This window comes from Providencia vermicola (assembly GCF_020381325.1).
Classification (GTDB): Bacteria; Pseudomonadota; Gammaproteobacteria; order Enterobacterales; family Enterobacteriaceae; genus Providencia; species Providencia vermicola.
The window spans coordinates 405,585-428,137 of sequence record NZ_JAGSPI010000003.1 but is presented as its reverse complement, the minus strand read 5'-3'; the positions used below and the strand labels follow the sequence as shown (position 1 = coordinate 428,137).

The 22,553-nt window shown below is 38.2% G+C and carries 18 protein-coding genes and 1 tRNA gene; 11 read left to right on the top strand and 8 right to left on the bottom strand.

What is annotated here, in order from left to right; genetic code table 11:
- Positions 1–287 precede the first annotated feature (287 nt).
- The 4 genes from KDJ85_RS06645 to KDJ85_RS06630 are packed head-to-tail and all read right to left on the bottom strand — an operon-like array spanning position 288 to position 4,560.
- Entirely contained in the window at positions 288–956 is a 669-nt protein-coding gene (locus KDJ85_RS06645) for a methionine ABC transporter permease (protein ID WP_225818970.1), read from the bottom strand.
- On the bottom strand, positions 953–1,966 hold the full coding sequence (locus tag KDJ85_RS06640; RefSeq protein WP_225818969.1) for a methionine ABC transporter ATP-binding protein: 1,014 nt from the start codon (positions 1,964–1,966) through the stop codon (positions 953–955). The genes KDJ85_RS06645 and KDJ85_RS06640 overlap by 4 nt, the downstream gene beginning before the upstream one ends.
- A 3-nt stretch (positions 1,967–1,969) precedes the next feature.
- Positions 1,970–3,430 (bottom strand): NAD(P)-binding domain-containing protein, encoded by a 1,461-nt coding sequence (locus tag KDJ85_RS06635; RefSeq protein ID WP_225818968.1) that lies wholly within the window; start codon positions 3,428–3,430, stop codon positions 1,970–1,972.
- 11 nt (positions 3,431–3,441) lie between these two features.
- The gene (locus KDJ85_RS06630) at positions 3,442–4,560 is read right to left on the bottom strand and encodes a CMD domain-containing protein (protein ID WP_225818967.1); all 1,119 of its coding nucleotides are present in this window, start codon (positions 4,558–4,560) and stop codon (positions 3,442–3,444) included.
- Positions 4,561–4,773: 213 nt separating this feature from the next.
- On the opposite strand from KDJ85_RS06630, the gene KDJ85_RS06625 reads away from it, so the two are divergent.
- From KDJ85_RS06625 to KDJ85_RS06600, 6 genes are all read left to right on the top strand, one after another.
- Positions 4,774–5,616, top strand: coding sequence for a MetQ/NlpA family ABC transporter substrate-binding protein (locus tag KDJ85_RS06625; RefSeq protein ID WP_225818966.1), 843 nt, complete (start codon positions 4,774–4,776; stop codon positions 5,614–5,616).
- 208 nt (positions 5,617–5,824) lie between these two features.
- Entirely contained in the window at positions 5,825–6,562 is a 738-nt protein-coding gene (locus tag KDJ85_RS06620; RefSeq protein ID WP_225818965.1) for a cyclase family protein, read from the top strand.
- Between the two features lie 765 nt (positions 6,563–7,327).
- Positions 7,328–9,277, top strand: a complete 1,950-nt coding sequence (locus tag KDJ85_RS06615; RefSeq protein WP_225818964.1) for a PTS mannitol transporter subunit IICBA — start codon at positions 7,328–7,330, stop codon at positions 9,275–9,277.
- An 11-nt stretch (positions 9,278–9,288) separates the two neighbouring features.
- Positions 9,289–10,437: a mannitol-1-phosphate 5-dehydrogenase gene (locus KDJ85_RS06610; RefSeq protein ID WP_225818963.1), complete on the top strand. Its 1,149-nt coding sequence runs from the start codon at positions 9,289–9,291 to the stop codon at positions 10,435–10,437.
- 111 nt (positions 10,438–10,548) lie between these two features.
- Positions 10,549–11,079 carry an MltR family transcriptional regulator gene (locus KDJ85_RS06605; RefSeq protein ID WP_225818962.1) on the top strand — a complete coding sequence of 177 codons (531 nt, stop codon included), beginning with the start codon at positions 10,549–10,551 and terminating at the stop codon, positions 11,077–11,079.
- Between the two features lie 110 nt (positions 11,080–11,189).
- Positions 11,190–11,612: a GNAT family N-acetyltransferase gene (locus KDJ85_RS06600; protein WP_225818961.1), complete on the top strand. Its 423-nt coding sequence runs from the start codon at positions 11,190–11,192 to the stop codon at positions 11,610–11,612.
- A 5-nt stretch (positions 11,613–11,617) separates the two neighbouring features.
- On the opposite strand, the gene KDJ85_RS06595 is transcribed toward KDJ85_RS06600, so the two are convergent.
- Both KDJ85_RS06595 and KDJ85_RS06590 read right to left on the bottom strand, forming a co-directional pair.
- Positions 11,618–12,049 carry a hypothetical protein gene (locus tag KDJ85_RS06595; RefSeq protein ID WP_225818960.1) on the bottom strand — a complete coding sequence of 144 codons (432 nt, stop codon included), beginning with the start codon at positions 12,047–12,049 and terminating at the stop codon, positions 11,618–11,620.
- A 1,248-nt stretch (positions 12,050–13,297) separates the two neighbouring features.
- Positions 13,298–13,372 (bottom strand) — tRNA-Arg (locus KDJ85_RS06590).
- Positions 13,373–13,936: 564 nt separating this feature from the next.
- Between KDJ85_RS06590 and mlaA the strand changes: the two genes are divergently transcribed.
- The gene (gene mlaA / locus KDJ85_RS06585; RefSeq protein WP_206082411.1) at positions 13,937–14,689 is read left to right on the top strand and encodes a phospholipid-binding lipoprotein MlaA; all 753 of its coding nucleotides are present in this window, start codon (positions 13,937–13,939) and stop codon (positions 14,687–14,689) included.
- A gap of 551 nt (positions 14,690–15,240) precedes the next feature.
- Here mlaA and fadL read toward each other — a convergent pair.
- Positions 15,241–16,563 carry a long-chain fatty acid transporter FadL gene (fadL, locus tag KDJ85_RS06580; protein ID WP_225818959.1) on the bottom strand — a complete coding sequence of 441 codons (1,323 nt, stop codon included), beginning with the start codon at positions 16,561–16,563 and terminating at the stop codon, positions 15,241–15,243.
- Between the two features lie 353 nt (positions 16,564–16,916).
- On the opposite strand from fadL, the gene KDJ85_RS06575 reads away from it, so the two are divergent.
- The 4 genes from KDJ85_RS06575 to sixA all read left to right on the top strand — a co-directional run bounded on the left by KDJ85_RS06575 (position 16,917) and on the right by sixA (position 21,804).
- The gene (locus tag KDJ85_RS06575; protein ID WP_206082409.1) at positions 16,917–17,213 is read left to right on the top strand and encodes a YfcZ/YiiS family protein; all 297 of its coding nucleotides are present in this window, start codon (positions 16,917–16,919) and stop codon (positions 17,211–17,213) included.
- Positions 17,214–17,486: 273 nt separating this feature from the next.
- Positions 17,487–18,806, top strand: a complete 1,320-nt coding sequence (gene fadI / locus KDJ85_RS06570; RefSeq protein WP_225818958.1) for an acetyl-CoA C-acyltransferase FadI — start codon at positions 17,487–17,489, stop codon at positions 18,804–18,806.
- Positions 18,806–20,989, top strand: a complete 2,184-nt coding sequence (fadJ, locus tag KDJ85_RS06565) for a fatty acid oxidation complex subunit alpha FadJ (RefSeq protein ID WP_225818957.1) — start codon at positions 18,806–18,808, stop codon at positions 20,987–20,989. The genes fadI and fadJ overlap by 1 nt, the downstream gene beginning before the upstream one ends.
- 332 nt (positions 20,990–21,321) lie before the next feature.
- Entirely contained in the window at positions 21,322–21,804 is a 483-nt protein-coding gene (sixA, locus tag KDJ85_RS06560) for a phosphohistidine phosphatase SixA (RefSeq protein WP_206082406.1), read from the top strand.
- Between the two features lie 21 nt (positions 21,805–21,825).
- Here the strand turns inward: sixA and smrB are convergent, their stop codons facing one another.
- The gene (gene smrB / locus KDJ85_RS06555) at positions 21,826–22,371 is read right to left on the bottom strand and encodes an endonuclease SmrB (RefSeq protein ID WP_225818956.1); all 546 of its coding nucleotides are present in this window, start codon (positions 22,369–22,371) and stop codon (positions 21,826–21,828) included.
- Positions 22,372–22,553 lie beyond the last annotated feature (182 nt).

Below are 22,553 nucleotides of genomic sequence, written 5' to 3'. Positions count from 1 at the left end.
AGATGTGTATAAGAGACAGAATTAAGTTTAATTACCATTTTAAATTCATTAAAAAGAATAAATACATTGTTTATCTCTCATTCTGTGTAACTTTAAAAATAAAAGCCTGTAATGGGCTTTTATTTTTTTATTATATAAATATCACCTGAAATTAACTTCAAATTAAACAGATGTTAATTACAGGATAAATAGGTCAAGCTTTAAATTCGCTACTAAGAGTGCTAAATTGGAGCCGCAAAAATAGAAAAATAAAGTTGATAACGCAACGCTATCAACTTTAATTACCGTCAATGAAAACGCGCTTTTCTGGCAAGGTAGTCGCCAATAAATTGCATCCCTTGGACAATAATGATTAATGTCACAACAGTAATGGCCATTGCCACATTATCAAAGCGTTGATAACCATAGTTCAACGCAAGATCGCCAACACCACCACCGCCCACTGCACCTGCCATAGCTGTCGCCCCGACTAAAGTAATACTTGCTGCAGTCAAACTTAAAATAAGAGAAGATTTGGCTTCTGGTAAAATGAAATGCCAAACAATCTGCCAATTTGTTGCGCCCATAGAATCTGCGGCTTCAATGATCCCTGAGTGTACGCTTAAAAGAGAGTTTTCCACTAAGCGGGCAGTATAGGGTGCAATAAAAATCACTAATGGCACTATTGCCGCGGTTGTTCCTATCGACGTTCCGACCATAAATCGGGTGAGTGGGATCATTGCCACTAATAAGATAATGAATGGTAAAGAGCGAATGATATTGATAATCGGGTTAACAATTCGGTATATGCATTTGTTTTCCCAAATCCCTTCAGGTCTTGTTATAACGAGTAATATACCCAGTAAAATACCAAACAAGGAACCGAGCACTAAGGCAATACTCACCATGGTGAATGTTTCTGACATAGCGAGTAAAAATTGTTTACTTGTTAAGGCTGTTTCAAATAACTCTGTCATAATGCCCCCTGGCTAACCGCTACGCCACGCAGGCGTAAAAACTGTATAGCTTCTTCAATTTGTGCTTTATCACCCACAATCTGCACAAACATGCTGCCGAGTACTACCCCACTGATTTCTTTCATATTGGCAAAGAGAATATTTATTTTGACGATTTTTTTCAAAATTAGCTCATTAACAACCGGTTCTTGAGCTGATGACCCGAGGAATTCAAGGCGATAAACATCTTGCTGATGGTCTAAATTGTGCAGAACACGCTCTGGTATTTCTTCATTTAAAACAGTCCCAACAAACTTTTGGGTCGTTGAGTGTTTAGGGTTTGCAAAAATATCTAATACAGTGCCTTCTTCTACAACTTTACCCGCCTCCATCACCGCAACACGGTTACATACTTGCTCTATAACCTCCATTTCGTGTGTCACAAGTAAGATGGTAATATTTTGTTCTCGACTGATTTTTTTTAATAGCAGTAAAATAGAGCGTGTCGTTTGCGGGTCAAGGGCAGATGTGGCTTCATCACACAGCAGAATTTGAGGGTTGTTGATAAGGGCACGGGCAATGCCAACGCGTTGTTTTTGCCCACCTGATAATTGACCAGGGTATTGATTTTTTTTATCACTCAGCTCTACATATTCAAGAATGCTATCAACACGTTGATTGATTTCGCTTTTATCAAGTCCTAGCAAGACCAAGGGCATTGCAATATTTTGAGCGACAGTTTTGGTTTCCAGTAAATTAAAATGCTGGAAAATCATCCCGATACTTCTCTTATGGGCTCGAATTTCAGCGGGAGTATGATGAGCAATATTTTGCTCATTAATAATCACCGCACCACTGGAGGGCTTTTCTAATTGATTGACCAAACGAATAAGTGAGCTTTTTCCTGCTCCGCTATAGCCAATAAATCCAAAGATATCTCCTTTATTGATATGCAAGTTAATATCTTGCAATGCAACTAAAGATTGCCCATCTTTTTCATATACTTTTTGGACATTTTGAAATGTAATCATAGTTTACTCTACATTATCAGTTAGCTGCATACGTTCTGAAGGCAAGGCTGCTGGTTGCCATTCATCACCTAATAATTCAAATTCTTGGCTTGTTTTCACTAATTCGAGGTGTTCTTCTCTATGAGCGAGGTACAATTGAGCGGCAATATGGTCAGCTAAACGCTCTGCACCTGCATTAGTACCAGGGATCAAACCAATAACGGGGCCCATGCTAAGAGAAGCACTTAAATTGAAACAATAAAATTGTTTTAACTTTTCAGAGTCAGCCGTTTTTTTGCCTTGTAATTCAAAATGCGGGCCTAAATAGGGGTGTGCGCCGAGTTCACCATTCGCTTCACTGATTGGTGGAGTATAAACATCAGCCCACGTTTTAATTAAAGGGGTAATTTGGTTAAATGCAGGATGTTTGAACCAATTGATTCTATATCCAGTCGCGAGGATCAAATAATCTAACGTGAATTGTTCAGTTGTTGTCGAAATATGCAGTTTTTTATCTTTTAATTCAATCTGTTTAATTTGAGTATTAAAATTAAAAAAAGCATTTGGATGGCGAGAAACTCGTAAAGTACTGCCATGAGGAGCAGGGGTTTTAGCTTTAGCAACATACGCTGAATAATGCCATTTTTGTGCATCTGTAAAATAGGCATAAGCATTCGTAAAACCCGCGCTTCCGGCAACTTTCCCTCGGTTTACCCGTGGCATATCTGTAGCACGGATTAAAATTTCCACACTCTTAGCCCCGTTCTCTAAGGCTGTTGCTGAACTATCCATTGCACCTGCGCTATAACCAACAACACCAATGTCTAACCCTTTAAAGCGGCTGTAATCAGTGCCTGCATACGAATGCTCCCAATAGTTTTGTGGAATATTATCCATAAAACTGGGAATATTCGGTTCACTAAAGGATTCCATACCTGTGGCTAAAATAACATGCTGTGCGATGTAATTTGTTGTGCCTTCAGGTGTTTTAAAAATTAACCTGCTACCATTATCGGTTAAATGTAGGTCAATAAGTTCGTATTGATTAAATACTTTTGGTGCGGTAATCCTTTTAAACCACTGCAAATACTCACCCCACTGAAGGCGAGGAATTTTATCTAACTCTTCCCATTTTTCATTGCCAAATTGCGCTTTGAACCACGCTTGAAAGGTTAATGAAGGGGAGGCTAAAGCGGGCCCTACGACCTGTTTTGGCGAACGTAGTGTTTCCATGAGAGCCGGTTTTTGCCAAGGCCCTTCACTTCCAGTAATGGCTTTATCAAATACGACGGCATTAATACCACGTAACTTGAGTGCAAATGCAGCCGTGACACCTGACATACCAGCACCAATAATGGCAACGTCAATATGTTGTTTGTTGATATTATTATCTGATAATGCCCATGATGTGATTGGGAGATTAAGATATTGCAAATCTTGTGCAATATGTGTTTCTAAAGCCGCTAAGCCAATGATCCTATCCATGAAATTATTCCTTATTCCTCCACAATTTCAAACGGCTCACCGAGAGAAAGCATTAAGCGGTTTGCCCATGAGAAAAACGCAGTAGACTGAATTAAATCAAGCAATTCGAGCTCAGATAGTCCCAGTTGGCGTAGTGTTGCAACTTGAGATGTTGTTGCTTGAATTGGTGTTGCTGATAAAGACGCCACGAGATCGGTGATTGCTAACAATCTATCGTCAAAGCCAGCCGCAAGAATTTCACCTGTTGGCGTTGCTAATAGCTTATCGACGTCACTACGGCGTTCTTTGGCATACTGGCTGGCTTTGCGTGCATGAACAGAAGCACAATAAATGCAACCATTCACTTTACTGACAGCGGCAGCTGCAAACTCACGTTCCCAACGTGGTAGGCCCCCAGCGGTGTAAAAGACACCACGATCGATTAAGGTTCGAATTTCTAAAATCTTGCTTTGATGAGCGAGCAGAAGAAAGTATTCAGAGGTTAATTGACCAAATTTTTTCATCACCTGAGTTTCTTCATCGCTTAGCGTTTCTGCTTTTCTTGCCGTTATCCAAGCTTCCCAACCTAAATTATCTTGTGTAAAGGCGGTAGGGGATGGGCGTCCCTGGCGAGTGAAAGGTTGATGATTCCATTTGCCCGCGACTATTTTCGCGACATCCAGTGGGTAATTTTTAGATGTCGTTAAGAGCTCAATTCCTTCGACTAAACGAGCTTGGTAGGTGACAAAGGTAATTAACTGAGCAAGCAAAATGATGTCGCTATTTTCCCAGCCTTGTGTAATTAAGGTTTCGATGAGTGAAAAATGAGTATCTTTAGGAGATAACGTTAATATTTGCAGATATTCCGCAGCAGCTTGCAGAGCAGGTGAAAGATTTTCTATTTTTAGTGCTGGTGCTTGTTGAAAATAAAAATCTGCTAATGTTTGGCTGCCAGTCAATTTTGCAACCTGATGCGCAAAACCATAACGAACATCAATAGGAAATTGTGTTGATGGTACAGAGAAAATTTCGCTGTACGCGGCTTGGGTATTTAAGGTTGCGGCTGATCGGTCTTGGCGGATTAATGCTAAATCGGAACCTGGTGGCAAGTGTGTCAGGGTGCTAATTAAATCATCATTGAAAATAGTCATAAAGCAACTCACTTTTTTTAAACGTTTTTTATCTCCTTCATTACATATCAATCACATCATTTATCGAACGATCTATTTGTTATATCCATATAACCTAAAAGAATTAAAACCAATTCTTATATCACTAAATAACTAAGTTATAATTATCTGATCTAAGAACAACCAAATTAATATGATTATACTGGCTGAAATATTTTCACAGGGTTGTTACATATGTTAAAACAAAAATTAATAAATCTATCTTTAATCGCAGCAGCTGCTTTTGTACTTTCAGCATGCGGTGATAACAATGAAAAAGATAATCCAAATAAAAAACAGATAACGATAGGTTTTGGAGTTGGTAATTATATCGATCAAGTAGATAAAGGAATCGTGCCTATTTTAGAGAAAAAAGGTTATAAGGTAATTTTGCGTCAATTTTCACAAAATAGACAAATTAATCCTGCATTTGAAGAAGGTTCTATTGATGCATCGGTGAACCAAAGCCGCGCATATATGGATGCCTATAACAAAAAGAATAATATTAATATGGTCGCATTGACAGACTCACCAAGCGCGCCACAAAGTTTACGTTCAAATAAACACAAATCAATTGATGATGTAAAAGATGGCATGATTGTCGCTTTATCTAACGATCCTGTTAATGCGGAAAGAGGGGCGCGGATCTTAGAACAATTAGGCTGGATTAAAATTAAACCGAATGTCAGTACATTGAGTTTTAGTGTTAATGATATTTCATCAGGAAAATATCATTTAGATGTGCGTGAAACGGACGCAGCTCAAGGATTAAGATTACTTGATGATGTTGATTTTGTTGTGGTAAATGGCAATTATGTCGCAAGTGCAGGCCAGCGTATTGCCGATGGATTAGTTGTTGAAAACTCACCACTAGAACACCGTGTTATAGTCACTGTCATGCAAAAAGATCTTGATTCTCAATGGGCTAAAGATTTAAAAGAGGCTTTTGAGTCTAAAGAATATGCGGATTATATTCGTTCTCAGCGTATTTATGATGGTTTTATTGAACCAGAAAGCTGGAATAAATACCCTAAATAAAATCCTAGTCTAATTTTTATATTTTTACTCTTACTAGCCACTTATTATTAAATTAATAAGTGGCTTTTTTAAAACTTATTATGAAATTTATTCTTATTAAATTCCTAGACAACACAATATTTTTACTGCTATTAAATAGATAAGTAACACAACAAAAAATACAACGTCATAAAAACACTGAACAAAATCAACCTGACAGGGGAAGAATATGAATCATGAACTGATTGATGCATTTAATATTATAAAGAGTAAGAAATGGGTTGATTTAACACATCGCTTTGATGGGAATTCACCGCATTTTTTTATGTTTGATGCTGCGGAGTTTAAAACCTTATTTGGCTATGCAGAAGGTTTCTTTGCTCAGCAATTTACCTTTCCAGGGCAATATGGCACGCACATTGATGCGCCATGTCATTTCGTTGAAGGTAAACGTTTTCTGCATGAGTTAGAGCTAAAGGAGCTTGTTTTACCTTTAATTGTCATTGATCAATCAGAAAGAGCAAAACAAGATCCAAACTTTGCATTTTCTCTTAATGATGTACTGGCTTTTGAGGAACAACATGGAAAAATTGAATCTGACAGTTTTGTTGCACTAAGAACAGATTGGAGCAAACGTTGGCCATCACAAGAGCTTATGGATAATAAAGACGAAGAAGGTAATAACCAAATACCTGGCTGGGGGATGGATGCCTTAAAGTTCTTATTTGAAGAACGGGGTATTAAAGCAATTGGACATGAAACGTTTGATACTGATGCGGCAAAAGATTTTCGTAAAAATAATGCGTTACTTGGAGAGTATTACGTTTTAGATCAAGATACTTACCAAGTGGAACTGCTGGCAAACCTGGATAAAGTACCGACTCGTGGGGCAGTGATCTTTAATATTGTTGCTAAACCAAATAATGCGAGTGGGTTTCCTGTGCGTTCATTCGCTATTCTTCCCTAAATATTGAAATTCTATTACCAGCCATTTACTCAGCGTGGCTGGTAATAAATTGCCATTATTCTTACAAGACTAATACTATCCATATTGCAGCTAATATCATACATAACGCGGCAACAACCCCCCCGATTTTGCAAACTCACTAAACGATATTTTTACGCCATAAGCCGCGGCTTGTTCAACAACAGTAATACCTGCAAGGTTGTTCAACTATAAAAACCAGATACAACAAATGATGCAGATACTATCATTAATAAGTTGCAGTTAATCCTATTAACGATATCGCAAAAGATAGACAATACAAAATGAGATGAGTGCTAAGCCTGTATTTTCAACTTTATATCCATTTCGTTGGTACTTTTTTGAAATAAGTAACATGTGAAAATTAATTACAAAATAAAATCTACTAGCTATAAAAAGGTTAATCGAGCTTTTAATGAAGTTAAAAGAAGGTGAATATGAAAATAATTCGTGATCATTATCTCTTTTTTGAAAATTAAGCCAAGCATTTTTATGTGATATTGATCTCGTTTTTTTGCTTGTTTTATGTGAAAAAACGTTTTTGTAGTAAAACTACACTATCTATTTGTGAGGATGATCAATATTTGGGTAGGGGGATGTGGGGTGTTTAAGTGACTTACGTCACATAAGGCCCGCGTGGTACGCATCTGATAAAGGCCATGTTAGAGTGAAAGTGTCTAAAAATTCACTAACGTTATTTGGCGATAACGTTGCAATCTTATCGTTCTCGTACCACGGGGTTCTATTATGGTAACATCAAATATCAAATTAAAGGTACAGAATTTTGGGCGTTTCCTCAGTAATATGGTTATGCCTAATATCGGTGCTTTCATTGCGTGGGGCTTAATTACCGCGCTCTTTATCCCTACGGGTTGGTGGCCAAATGAAACGTTGGCACAGCTTGTAGGTCCAATGATCACCTATTTATTACCACTGCTAATTGGTTATACGGGCGGTCGTCTTGTTGGTGGTGAAAGAGGTGGCATTGTCGGGGCAATTACAACAATGGGGGTAATTGTTGGTGCCGATATGCCAATGTTTATGGGGGCAATGATAGCAGGGCCATTAGGTGGTTATGCTATTAAACGTTTTGATAGCTGGATAGATGGTAAAGTCAAAACGGGCTTTGAAATGCTAGTAAATAACTTTTCATCTGGCATTATTGGTATGCTCTTAGCGATACTTGCTTACCTTGCTATTGGGCCTCTCGTTGCTGGTTTATCAAAAGTGTTGGCGGCGGGTGTAAATGTAATGGTAGAAAATAATCTACTACCCTTAACTTCGATTTTTGTTGAGCCAGCCAAAATACTCTTTTTGAATAATGCCATTAACCACGGAATCTTCTCCCCATTAGGTATTCAACAAGCGACTGAAACAGGCGCGTCTATTTTTTTCTTAATTGAAGCTAACCCTGGTCCAGGTTTAGGTGTGTTATTGGCATACATGTTCTTTGGTAAAGGGAATGCTAAACAGTCTGCGTCTGGTGCTGCAATTATTCACTTTTTCGGTGGGATCCACGAAATTTATTTCCCATACGTTTTAATGAATCCACGGTTAATTCTTGCAGTTATTCTTGGTGGCATGACAGGTGTGTTTGTGATGAACCTATTTCATGCTGGTTTAGTCTCTCCTGCATCACCAGGTTCTATTTTTGCAGTTTTACTGATGACACCAAAATCATCTTTAATTGGCGTTATTCTGTCTGTGATTAGTGCAACGCTTGTTTCTTTCTTAGTTTCTGCAATTTTATTAAAAAGAACCCGTTTGGGCGATGATGATGAATTAGATAATGCGACGAAAAAAATGCGTGATATGAAAGCGCAATCTAAATCATCGAGTAAGGAAGTAACGAATAACAATTCAACAGTTAACCTTGCAAATGTGCGTAGTATTATTGTTGCTTGTGATGCGGGAATGGGCTCCAGTGCGATGGGGGCAGGTGTATTAGCGAAAAAGATTCGTGATGCAGGGTTGCTTGATATTAATGTCACGAACATGGCTATCAACGACCTTCCTACGAGTGTTGATATTGTGATAACGCATAAAGACCTCACTGAAAGAGCTAAAACATTTGCACCTAATGCAATGCACATTTCTTTAGCTAATTTCTTAGATGGTCAAATTTATAATGATTTAGTGACTAATTTAATCGCGAAAAAACATCCTACAGCTGCAAATGATGGACGCTTAATCAAGCAAACAATTGTTGCTGCAAATGATGAATCTTTTGATATTGAAGATAAAGATGAAGCGTTGTTTACACTTAGTGCTAAGCATATTTATTTAAATTTATCAGCGAAGAATAAAACGCAAGCAATTCAATTTGCGGGACAAAAATTAGTTGAGGGCGGGTATGTAGAACCTGATTATATTGAAGCGATGTTAGCGAGAGAAAAATTAACCTCAACTTATCTTGGTGAATCAATTGCAGTCCCACATGGAACTATTGAAGCGAAAGATCGTGTTTTAAAAACGGGTATTGTTATTTGCCAATATCCTGAAGGTGTTCAATTCGGAGATGAACCCGATGAAATTGCACGTCTTGTTATTGGCATCGCAGCACAAAATAATGAGCATATTGAAGTGATTACACGAATCACCACTGCACTAGATGAAGATGGGGTGATAGATAAATTGTGTAATACCCAAAGTATTCAAGAAGTGCTCGAAATTTTAGCATCGCAAAGTGCAGCGTGAGGAGAATAACAATGAAAGTCATTCATTTTGGTGCAGGTAATATCGGTCGTGGTTTTATTGGTAAATTACTCTCTGATGCGAATTCACAACTCACATTTACCGATGTTAATCAGCCATTAATTGATCAACTAGAGCATCAGCAGTCATATCAGGTTCATGTTGTTGGGCAAGAAAACCGCATAGAAAAAGTACAGAATGTGCACGCAATTAATTCTAATGATCCAAAGACAATAGAATATATAGCCTCTGCAGATATGGTGACAACCGCAGTAGGCCCACAAATTCTCGAAAAAATAGCAGGGACTTTGGCGCAAGGTATTGCTTTAAGATGTAAATTAAATAACCAAAAGCCCCTCAATATTATTGCGTGTGAAAATATGGTTAGAGGAACAAGCCAATTAAAACGGCATATTCTTACTCAATTACCTGTAGAAACACACAGATGGGTTGAGCAATATGTTGGTTTTGTTGACTCCGCCGTTGACCGGATTGTTCCTCCAATGGATGCGGCGAATGATGACCCTCTTTCTGTAACTGTTGAATCATTCAGTGAATGGATTGTCGACAAAACACAATTTATTGGCAATATTCCGACAATTGACGGTATGGAGTTGACGGATAATTTAATGGCATTTGTTGAGCGAAAACTATTCACGTTAAATACAGGCCATGCGATTACTGCATATCTAGGCCAATTATATGGATACCAAACAATCAGTGATGCCATTAATGACTCTAAGATTTTCGCTATCGTAAAGGCTGCAATGGAAGAAAGTGGGCAAGTTTTAATTCAACGATATGGGTTTAATACAGATAAGCACCAGCAATATATTGAAAAAATATTAAGCCGCTTTGCTAACCCTTATTTAAAGGATGATGTGAGTCGAGTAGGGCGCCAACCTATTCGTAAACTCAGCCCTGAAGATAGACTGATTAAGCCACTATTGGGGACATTAGAGTATGAACTCCCTAATAATAATCTGATAATGGGTATTGCAGCTGCGCTTCATTTTAGATGCACTAGTGACCCTCAATCTATTGAAATGACAGCTCTGATTGAAGATAAAGGTCTATATCAAGCTATAGTTGAATTAAGTGGGCTTCAACATCATCCTGTCATTATTAATAAAATTTGTGCGCAGTACGAGCTAATGAAGTAGAGTAATAGGTAATGTTACGGATAATGAGTTAATTGGTGAGGTTTAATCACTTTATGGTTAGTAGCGAATAAATATCAAGCTGGTGGCCATAAAGTGATAAAAGAAATTATTATGGAAAATAAACAAGACATTGAAAATCAAATTCTTGAACGGCTAAATCAGCGACCTGAATTACATTTGTTTGTTCAAGAGGCTATTGTTCTTATTTCACAAGCTATTGATAAATTGATGTTAAAAGTATTTAGGAAGGATGATTATGCCGTAAAGTATGCGGTTGAACCTCTTTTGACAGGAAATGGCCCATTAGGTGATTTATCTGTACGTTTAAAATTGTTATTTGCTTTGGGTGCAATAACACGTGAAACCTATGAAGATATTGAATTATTTTTAGCATTAAGTGATTCGTTATCTCACCAAGAATTAAAATTAGATTATATCGATGATGAAATAATAGGCAGTATTAAAATGCTTCACTGTATAGGACCATTACCTGAAATGATGCGTTTTGATCAACCTGAGGACATGGTTGACCAGCAGCTAATGAGTTTACAGAAACAACGCTATCAACAAATGGTCAAATCGTCTTTAGTGTTATCTGTTGCCGATTTAATTGCTCAAATATTAGAAACCGATGTTTTTTAATGAGTCTCCGCTTTTTATTTTTTCTCTATAAATCTTACCCACCTATTTACTTTATTATATAAATATGTTCGAAATAGCAATACGTATAACCAGAATGAATATGATTGAATATGAATATTGTTATTACACATGAAGTAAGTCCAGAAGACCGTGATGAATTATTGGCGGGGCTTCGTAGTTTTAATGTACAGTTTTTAGATGCCTCTCGTTTCGGTCAACTAGGGGTATATTTTAAAGATGATGATGGTGTAATGCAGGGGGGCTTGATTGCAACAATCAGAGCCAATTGGTTATGTATTGATTATTTATGGGTAAGTGAATCTGCGAGAAATGAAGGGATAGGGAGTCAATTAATGCAAGCAGCTGAGCATGAGGCTTCAAAAGTAGGCTGCCTTCATTCTTTAGTCGATACATTTAGTTTTCAGGCATTACCATTCTACCAAAAATTAGGTTATATCCAGCAAATGTCATTGCCAGATTTTCCTGAAACGGGAATGCAATCTCATTATCTGACTAAAATGAATTTAAAATAGCGCAATTAATTATCTTCATTACGTACATTCGAAAAACAGTTGACCCCATTTGTTATTGTATTTTTATTTGCAATAGCAGATGGATTAACAGGGAAGTTTAATTGATTTACCCAGCATGCTAGGCTCTGTTTTGCATTTAATCTTACCTTTGTACTTTCATCATGAATTGAACGAATATTTATTGTTGAGTATTCCATCAATTTATTATCAATAAAGATAAACACATGATCCGCTTTTTGACTTGGCAGATTGGTTGATAATTGGTTCGAATAAAATAATAAATCATACTGAGCTTGAGAGGCAGAACTAGTCGGTATCCCTTCAATTTTAATGACATCAGCTTTGTTCATTCCAGAAATAACGACTAAATTTTGTTCTTTTTTTGTGCAGGCTAAAAGGAATAAAGGCAAAAAAAGCAGAATGGCAAAATTTTTCATTGATAGCTTATCTCAGTGAATACGCGCAGTAGGATTGATAATAGAAACTCTATTCTTAATAAAAATGTTCAGATAAAAAATAGGATTTTTCTATTTAAACTGGTAAACGAACTGCCAGCACTATTTTTCCCTAAGAGAGCAGATTATTCATAGTAACAGGAAAGTTTCAGTTGTTGGCTAACTAAGCAAGAGTCTCTAACTTGTATTCTTAATATATCGTGCATGCGCCTAGCCTACAGTTAATTGTGATATGAGTGTTCAAGTGGTACAAGTATGATTAGTTAGCTATATTGATGTAAACTTTTAATTGGTAATTAAAATGAATGAATCAAGTAGTTTGATAATTGCAGAAGCGATAATTAATGTTAATAGTATCATGTTTTCAGATAACGCATTTTTTCTGCCTGTGTATATCTATAGAGTAGTAAATATTATTTATCAGGTGAATTTATTAATGTGATTTCAGCTAATATTGAAAGAAAAAAATTGATGTTATTAGCTGAGGGGCTAAAACAGTCTGATATTCCTGAAGAGGTAAATTAGGAGGTGATGCCTCAGTGACTCGCTGATGCCATGAGCGCGATAGCAATGCTACTTAGACAAGAACGTCATTCGAGAGGTTGAAAGGGCTAGGGGGAATTTAACATTCAGCTAGATGGTGATTGCGAAAGCGGCAATAGCTACATAGATAGCAGATAAGACCAAGGACACGCCGATTATTGCCCTAGCGAAAAGACAGAAAACACTACTTGGTGGTGATTTTGGAAATAGTGCTGAAAAGCTCCAATAAGCAAGCCATAGGAGTAAAAAGGCAGCAAATAAAAGATAAATAACGGTAAATGTCACTATATACATCCTAATATTTACGTTAGGTAGATGATTGCTATGATGCAACATACGCTATGAGCATTCCAAGCATGCACATGATGACTATTAGGCCTATTCCAGCGATGACTCGAATAAAAGACCAAAAAGTATTGGTTCTGCCTATATTCCAAAAGCACAAAAACACTACAATTCCTAATATGATTTCATAAGTAATCAGTTCAGCCATGATGATACACACATCCGTATGATTAAGTGATTAACAATATACATAAGTCAAATATCAATAGCTATCAATTAAAGACTAATGTTCTATCCACCATGTGTTCATGCCTGTTTAGCTTTGTGTAGTTCGGCATAACATGAATAGTTGCTATGATTTTTGTGAGATTGAGATTAGAGATAGGTGGGTTTAGTTTGTACTGGTGTCCCCTGCAGGAATCGAACCTGCAACTAGCCCTTAGGAGGGGCTCGTTATATCCATTTAACTAAGGGGACTTTTGGTAGTCACTGCTGAACAGGGTTTGCATTTTACTGTCCGCATCCAATGGAATCAAGTTGTTACATAGAATTAATTCAATTTATTGCAAATGAGGCGGTTTTGTATGATTTTTAGTCTTTATTTTATTAAATAATTACCTAGCACGTCACCCTGCATGGTAATGTATTTAAAGGTTGGCTGATGGGAACTGCTCTTACAGGATTAGTGGTTAAAATATGTATTAAACCCAAAAGTAATGGCGAAAGGCTTATTTTACTGTGATTTTTTCTTTTATTGATATATTTTTTACCTAATCGTTAAGTTAGCTTTTATTCTTGAGTAAAAATTGATGGCACCGCACGCTATTTTCGAATATATGAAAACAATATTTAAATGGTTTTGTGTGAATTAGCCATAACTCTTATAATAATGGCATGATTAACTAGGGTATAATTAAAAATTGATCTGTATAATCACTCAAAACGGTTAACAAAAATAATTTTTTCCCCTTATTATTATCAAATTCGTGAATATTGTGGAAAGTACCATAGCAGGGCGGTGCAGGGAATGGAGAAGGTGTTATGAAGTTTCGCATGACTAGCGTTTTTCTAGCGGGTGTATTAATTGCAGGTTGTGCAAGCAATATTGACCCAGATACGCAAGAACGTTCAGACCCATTAGAGGGTTTTAACCGAGCAATGTTTAATTTTAACTACAACGTCTTAGACCCTTATGTTTTAAGGCCTGTTGCTGTTGCTTGGAATGATTATGTTCCTATGCCTGCGCGTAATGGATTATCCAACTTCTTTGTGAACCTTGAAGAGCCTGCAAGTATGCTGAACAGCTTCTTGCGTGGGGAAGTGACCCAAGGGTTTAAACACTTTAACCGTTTCTTCCTCAATACGGTATTTGGTATGGGTGGGTTGATTGATGTTGCAACGATGGCAAACCCTCAGTTAGCTAAAGAAGACCCTAAACGCTTCGGTAATACACTCGGTTACTATGATGTCGGTTATGGCCCTTATGTCGTTTTACCTGGGTATGGGAGTGCAACACCACGAGAGGAAGGTGGGGATTTAGCGGATGGTTTATACCCAATGCTGAGCTACCTGACATTCTGGATGTCTGCAGGTAAATGGGCACTTGAAGGAATAGAAACAAGAGCACGATTGCTGGATTCCGATGGATTACTTAAAAACTCTTCAGACCCATACTTAATGATGCGTGAAGCTTACTTCCAGCGTAATGATTTCTTATCAAATGGCGGTGTATTGAAAGCAACTGAAAACCCAAATGCAGCGGCAATTGAAGGGGATTTGGATTCGATTGATTAATTTAATGGATTGACTCAGGAAGGTTTATCACTCTCTTGTCTAGATTAAAACGTGAGAGTGATAAATTAACAGCTAGTCATTGTCTCGCTTTCCTCGTTGGGTAACGGTATCAATCAAGGCTATTACGCCTAACACCCCAATAAAACCTACTGTAAATAATGTTCCCATAAAACCCCCTACGTTTTTGTCATTGTTGCCTCTTTTGTACTTTTACTGCGAGTTTATCGCATTAATAATACAGTTTAATGAATTGATACGTATTTTTTGTGTATCTGCATCCTAAAATACGCGTATGGCTTGTACTTGCAAATAAGAACATTCAGAGAATAAAAGGTAATCTAATGAAAAATATAAGGATTTATCTGAAAAAAGTTTATAAGGTTAGTTTTTAGTATAAAAGTAGAAGTTTGAATAAAATTATTTCGTTAACAATTAATTTACATGGGTGAGTGGTAAGGGTCAAGATAAATTTATGATAGGGATGTTTTTTGAACAGTGGGATAGTAGAGCTATCAGGGAGTCGCCTCCCCGATAGTTAAGCATTTGGTTTATTAGAATGCGTAGTTAAAGTTCACACCGTATAACCAAGCAGAGCCTTCAGATTTGAAATTATAAATAGGTGAATTTGCTTGGCCTTCAATTAATTTCTCACTGATATTCACTTTTTTACCGTGCATGTAAGAAATACCCACATCGACAGACGCATTTTCATTAAATGCATAGGTAGTACCCGCACTTAACCAATAGCGGTCTTGGTCAGGAATCGAAATTGAGCGATATTCAGAACGAACTGGGCTTTCATCATAGGCAATACCAGTGCGGAATGTCCAGTTATCATCATAGAAATAGGTCGTACCTAATGCTAAACGCCATGCATCCTTGAAGTGTTCGGGTTTATGAAATAATTCTCTGCCATCACTTTTTTGATAGGCGGTTAATTCTTTAAATTCGCTCCAACCTGTATAGGCCACACTATAGTGTAGAGCCCATTTTGGCGCAACTTTGTGATAACCTGAGAACTCCCAAATATCAGGTAAGTTAAGGTCTAATTTACCTTTAACTTTTTCGCCACCCGTACCGTACAGGCCTGGAATTCCTTTAGGTATATCATTTGAGAATTTACCTTCTTCAAATTTAACTTTAACCTTAGAACGGTAGCTTAAGCTTAAGCGGTTATCGTCATTAATTTCATATAAAATACCCGCATTCCAGCCATAGCCCCAATCGTCTCCTGTTAATTTAGCCATTGTGGTGCTTGCAGGGAAAGCTGGAAGTTGTCCTCCGCTAATGATTGGAGCTAATGCGCCTAGATCGCCAGCATGGCGAGTGATTTCCGCATCAGCATAAACAGCATTAACACCTAAGCCAAAACTAAAGTTGTTATTAACTCGGTATGCGCCGCTTAAATTTAAGTTAACGGTTTTTAAATCGGTTTTTCCGCCAATAGGGCCTGCCGCATAATTTTTATTAAAATCAGTCGCTAAGCCAAAGTTAGTCGTCATTGAGGTACCAACTGCCCACTTATCATTAACAGGAAAAATAAAGTGGGCATTAGGTACGACGGCACTTGGTGCAATATCATTTGCCGTCGTATTACTATGAAGTGGAGAACCACCTTTGCCTTTAATATCAACACTTGGGTCAATATACACAGCACCAATAGAAAGAGATGGTCGGTCAAATAGCATCATCGCAGCAGGGTTACGGCTTCCCTCACTTGCGTTGTCGCCCATCGCACCTGCCCCAGAAAACGCACGTCCTAGTGCGGATGTTGAATATTCATTGAGCAAAAAGCCAGCCGCGCCGGCGTTGGATGATACAATTGCCACTGCTATTGCTAAAGCTGACTTAGAAAACAGGTTTTTCTGGCTCATGACCAAAACCCTCTTATGTTTTATTTTAAATAAAGCGACTTCTATCGCAAGAAGCGCAGAATTGTAGGGTCCATTGTCGCCATGACAAATCAGACCAGTTACTAGAGTATAGGTCTGACCACCTAATATGTTGCAAGTTTGTTTTGTGTTTATTGTGACTTCGTTTTCAAAAATGCGATGCATTTAACAAAATGGCAACATAAAGTGACTAAATAGGAGCAATAAATAATCAGATACGGGGTAAGATCAAACTTATGTTTAATTATTAGCAATAAGTTTTGATTCACACTGGTTTTTACCACTTTTTCAGCGTTATGATAGCCACTTAACAGTTTGTTTATTTGGAGAGTAAAATGACTGATGCGATTAACCGTTGTAGTGCGGATGAAACAGCAGCTTGCTGTTGTGTAGATGTAGGCACAGTGCTGGACAACAAAGACTGTACTGCGTCGTATCAGCATGTTTTTGCCACACAAGGTGAAGCGGAATCCATGTTGAAGATGCTCACAGAAAAAGCGAAGTCTGTTGAGTCTGAACCCTGTGCGATTAACCATACTTTTAAACAAGTTAATGGTGGCGTTGAACTGAGCGCAGAATTTAGTTTTAGCTGTGAAGCCGAAAGCCTTATTTTTCAGCTAGGCCTTCGTTAATCAAACGTTTGAATCTATTAAGTGAACCCTTCTACTGTGATAGCGCCCTTTTATTAGGTGGTTAAGCGTTAGAAGGGTTTTTGATATTAGGTAGACCCATTCCTTTCTTTTCGCACTATTTTTATGCTAACTTGCGTGCGCGCTCCCATTTTTTAGTCAATGCAATTGATAATTGTGAAAATTATGTTAACAATCATTACAGGTCAGACCTCTTTCGGCCGGTCATGAAAAAACTAACAATAATTTTTTATTTATGCTTTTGCAGGAGCGACCATGAATCAACATCCCCACCATGGTGACAGTACATATTCAACAAAAGAGCGTATTGCTATTGTCAGTGGTTTACGTTTACCGTTTGCAAAGCAATCAACAGCATATCAAGGTGTTGCTGCTGTAGATTTAGGCAAAGCAGTAGTCGCTGAATTATTAGTTCGTAGTGATTTAGATAACCAGTTGATTGAGCAACTTGTATTTGGCCAAGTGGTTCAAATGCCTGAAGCACCCAATATTGCGCGGGAAATTGTGCTTGGAACGGGAATGAGCGTTTCAACAGATGCTTACAGTGTTTCAAGGGCGTGCGCGACAAGTTTCCAAGCCATTGTGAATGTGGCTCAAAGTATGATGGTTGGGGATATTTCTATTGGTGTTGCAGGAGGGGCAGATTCCTCTTCAGTTTTACCGATTGGTGTTTCGAAAAAATTAGCAGCAACATTACTTGCCTTGAGTAAGGCAAAGTCGGTTGGGCAAAAATTATCGCTTATCGCCAAATTACGCTTAAAAGACTTAATGCCAGTCGCACCTGGTGTTGCTGAGTACTCGACAGGGCTTCGCATGGGGGATACCGCGGAGCAAATGGCGAAAAGTTACCATATTACGAGAGAACAACAAGACGAGCTAGCTCATCGTTCACACGTCCTTGCTGCAAAAGCATGGGATGGAGGGCTACTAAACGATGAGGTCATGACTGCGTATATGCCGCCTTTTAAGCAAGCTTTTTCACAGGACAATAATGTACGAGGAAATTCAGTATTGTCCTCTTATGCTAAATTAAAACCCGCATTTGACCGTAAATATGGCAGTGTAACAGCCGCAAATAGTACACCTTTAACTGATGGTGCAGCAGCGGTATTAATGATGACAGAGTCAAGGGCAAAAGCATTGGGTTATACCCCGTTGGGTTATATTCGCAGTTACGCTTTTAGCGCGATTGATGTGTGGGAAGACATGTTGTTGGGGCCATCCTATGCAACGCCCATCGCTTTGAAGCGTGCAGGGTTAGCTTTACAAGATCTCACTTTAATTGATATGCACGAGGCTTTCGCCGCTCAAACATTGGCAAACATCAAAATGTTTGGTAGTCGCCAATTTGCACAAGATAAATTGGGTTTAACACAAGCGATTGGCGAGATAGACATGGACAAATTTAATGTTCTCGGTGGTTCTATCGCTTACGGGCACCCATTTGCGGCGACAGGCGCCAGAATGGTGACACAAACATTAAATGAACTTCGTCGTCGAGGTGGTGGTTTTGGTTTAACAACAGCTTGTGCGGCGGGTGGGTTAGGTGTAGCTATGATTTTAGAGGTGGAATAATGACACAAAATTCTACTACAGAATTAGTAATGGATAAGGTGCCGCAGGCTTTCTCATTAGAAATTTATGACGAGAACGTAGGGGTAATTTTCATTGATGTGCCAAATGAAAAGGTCAATACGCTTAAAGCTGAATTTGCGCAGCAGTTTCTATCCATCTTACAAAAAGCGCAATCCACCTCGGGTTTAAAAGGGCTAGTTATTACCTCGGGTAAAAAAGATAACTTTATTGCGGGTGCGGATATCAGCATGATTGCGCACTGTGAATCGAAAGCGCAAGCCAGTGAGTTATCAAAAGAAGGGCATTTATTATTCGATAAAATAGATAATTATCCGTTGCCGATTATTGCTGCTATCCATGGCGCATGCTTAGGTGGAGGGTTGGAGTTAGCATTAGCTTGTCATGCGAGGGTTTGCTCAAATGATGATAAAACCCGCTTAGGTTTGCCTGAAGTACAGTTAGGTTTGTTGCCAGGGTCTGGTGGAACTCAACGGTTACCTCGTTTGATTGGCATTCCACATGCACTTGATCTAATGCTGACAGGACGTCAGCTAAAGGGCAAACAAGCACTTAAATTAGGGCTTGTGGATGATGTTGTTCCAGAGTCAATTTTATTAGATGTCGCCGTTAAAATGGTTAAAAAAGGTGGCGTAAAACGACCTGCTATTCATTGGCAACAGCGCTTATTGAGTAGTAAATTATTGCGTAATCAAGTGTTTAATAGTGCAAGACAAAAAGTATTAGGTAAAACCAAAGGGCATTACCCTGCTCCTGAAAAAATTATTCATACAGTAAAAACAGGGATGAACAAAGGGGTACAGGCGGGGTATGCAGAAGAAGCTAAAGCATTTGGTGAGTTAGTTATGACGCCTGAATCAGCTGCTTTACGTAATTTATTTTTTGCTGTCACAGCATTAAAAAATGAAACTGGTGCGCAAGCCAATCCGTTGAACATTAATCAAATAGGTGTACTAGGTGGCGGGCTAATGGGCGGCGGGATTGCGTATGTGAGCGCAACTCAAGGAAAAGTACCTGTTCGTATTAAAGATATTTCAGAAAAAGGCGTTACTCAGGCCTTGAAATATAGCTGGGATTTATTAACCCAACGCGTAAGCAAACGTCGGTTATTGGCGCGTGAACGCGATGCAACAATGGCTAAAATTTCAGGGACATTGAATTACAAAGGGTTAGAAACCGCAGATCTGGTTATTGAAGCTGTTTTTGAAGATTTAGCGCTAAAAAGAAAAATGGTTTCTGATGTTGAAAAAATGACGAGGAAGGACGTTATTTTTGCGTCGAATACATCTTCGTTACCAATTCACCAGATAGCTGCTAATGCGCAGCATCCAGAGCGGGTTATTGGTTTACATTATTTTAGTCCTGTCGATAAAATGCCATTGGTAGAAGTTATTCCACATAAACAAACAGATGAGACAACGATTTCTACTGTTGTGGCATTTGCTAAACGGCAAGGTAAAACAGCCATTGTGGTTGGCGATGATGCGGGCTTTTATGTTAACCGAATACTGGCGCCTTTTTTATGTGAGGCTGCGCAATGCCTTATTGAAGGCGAATCTATCGATCATATTGACAGTGCATTGGTTGGGTTTGGTTTTCCTGTTGGGCCATTTAATCTACTCGATGAAGTTGGTATTGACGTTGGCACCAAAATTTTACCTATTTTAGTTGAACGGTTTGGGGAAAGGTTTAAAGCGCCTGATATCTTGGACAAAGTGGTTAAAGATGACCGTAAGGGTAAGAAAAATGGTAAAGGTTTTTATGAATACGGGCATTCTTCGGGTAAGTTACTATTTTGGAATAAAACTAAAAAACGGCAGGTGGATAAAACAGTTTATTCCCTTATTGGCATCACGCCAGAAAACAAGTTGAGTAAAACGGATATTGCTCAACGTTGTGTGATGATGATGTTAAATGAAGCGGCCCGTTGCCTTGATGAAAAAATTATTCGTAGCGCAAGGGATGGTGATGTGGGTGCCGTTTTTGGCATCGGTTTCCCACCGTTTTTTGGCGGTCCGTTCAGGTATATGGATAATTTTGGTATCGCGAAAACGGTAGAGACGTTAAAAACACTTGCTGCACGTCATGGTGATAAATTCCAACCCTGTGACTTATTGTGCCGAATGGCTCAGAATAACCAGACGTTTTATGCTGTTGGTGACTAAGAATAGCGAAAGTAGATTAAACACTATTTTGGTTAGTTAGAGAGGGTTATGCAATAAGCTATAAATGCAACTGAATACCCTGAAAAATAAAGCCTGAGCTGAATATTGGCTATTCAGTTTTCAGGCTTTTTTAATCGATTGATTTAATAAGTGATAAGTATGTCTTGGTAAAAGAACACTAAAAAATCAACAAAAAGGTATTTAAATCATTTTAATTGTTGATTATTTAATGCAGAATCAATTTTTACCCCAACTGATGGTTACTTTTACAATAATTATCTTAACAAAAAGAATAGCCACTTTAAGTCAGTAGGCTACTCAGATGGTGGATTATGCAAGTTTATATTATGCGTCACGGCGATGCAGCGTTACATGCGGCAAGCGATGCCGAGAGACCATTAACACAAAAGGGAATAGATGAGTCAATATTAATGGCTAAGTGGTTGAAAAACCGCGGTATTGAAATTGACACTGTATTAGTTAGCCCTTACCTAAGAGCATTACAAACGGAAAAAATAGTGGGTGAACACCTTAAACTTCCATTGCAAAATGAAGTTTTAGCGCAATTAACGCCAGGTGGAAACGCGGCTTTTGTTGCCGATCATATACGCGATTTAGCGGTGACAGGTGCAAAGGCAATATTGGTTGTATCCCATTTACCTTTAGTTGGCTATTTAGTTTCACAGCTCTGCCCACAGAAAGAGCCGCCGATGTTTACAACATCAACGATTGCATGTATTGAATTGGATTTGGCTTTTCAAAAAAGTGATGTTGAATGGATGTTGAGTCCGTCACAGTTACTATTCGCTAAATAAACCATCCAGTAATAAGAGCACTTAACGGCGAGTGCTCTCGTCTGTTTCAATCAAAAGTAGCAACGCTGCATTACCACCCCATTCTTTAGGTGCTTGATGAAATGCAATAATATCAGGATGTTGTGCAAGCCATAGTGGTGTTTGTTGCTTTAATATATGTTTACCATGTCCATGCATAATGCACGCACAATACACATTTTCGCGTTTGCAAGCAGCTATTAGCGCCCCAATTTCTTGTTTAGCTTCCATTTGGGTTAATCCATGTAAATCAAGAAATAATTCAGGGGTATAGTCCCCACGACGTAATTTCTTTAACTCATAAGGATTAGAATCAGGTTTTAAATAACGAGTTGGGCCTTCATTTTCAAGCTGTGGCTGAAATTCATCAGAAAAGTAGAAAGAAGCATCAACTTGTTCCTGTTTCATTTTTTTGTCAGAAGGTTTTGTGACTTTCACTCGCACAGGCGCATGCAGGACTTGGTCCTGATTAATTTTTTTTGCGCCACGAATTGCTTCTTTAAATAGATGAATTTCATCATCTTTCAGTCCAAATTTATTTTTCGTCATTTTAATAATGTGTATATAGTCATTTTCGCTGGTCTTTAGTGTAACCTATTTTAAAGGGGGATGGAGACAAAAGCATTTTTTAGCGTGACATAACAAAATTGTCACCTTTTGAGCTGCAGAGATTGACAAACTGGGTATAACTAGTCTAATTGTATATACATATCTATACCATTATTTTTCAA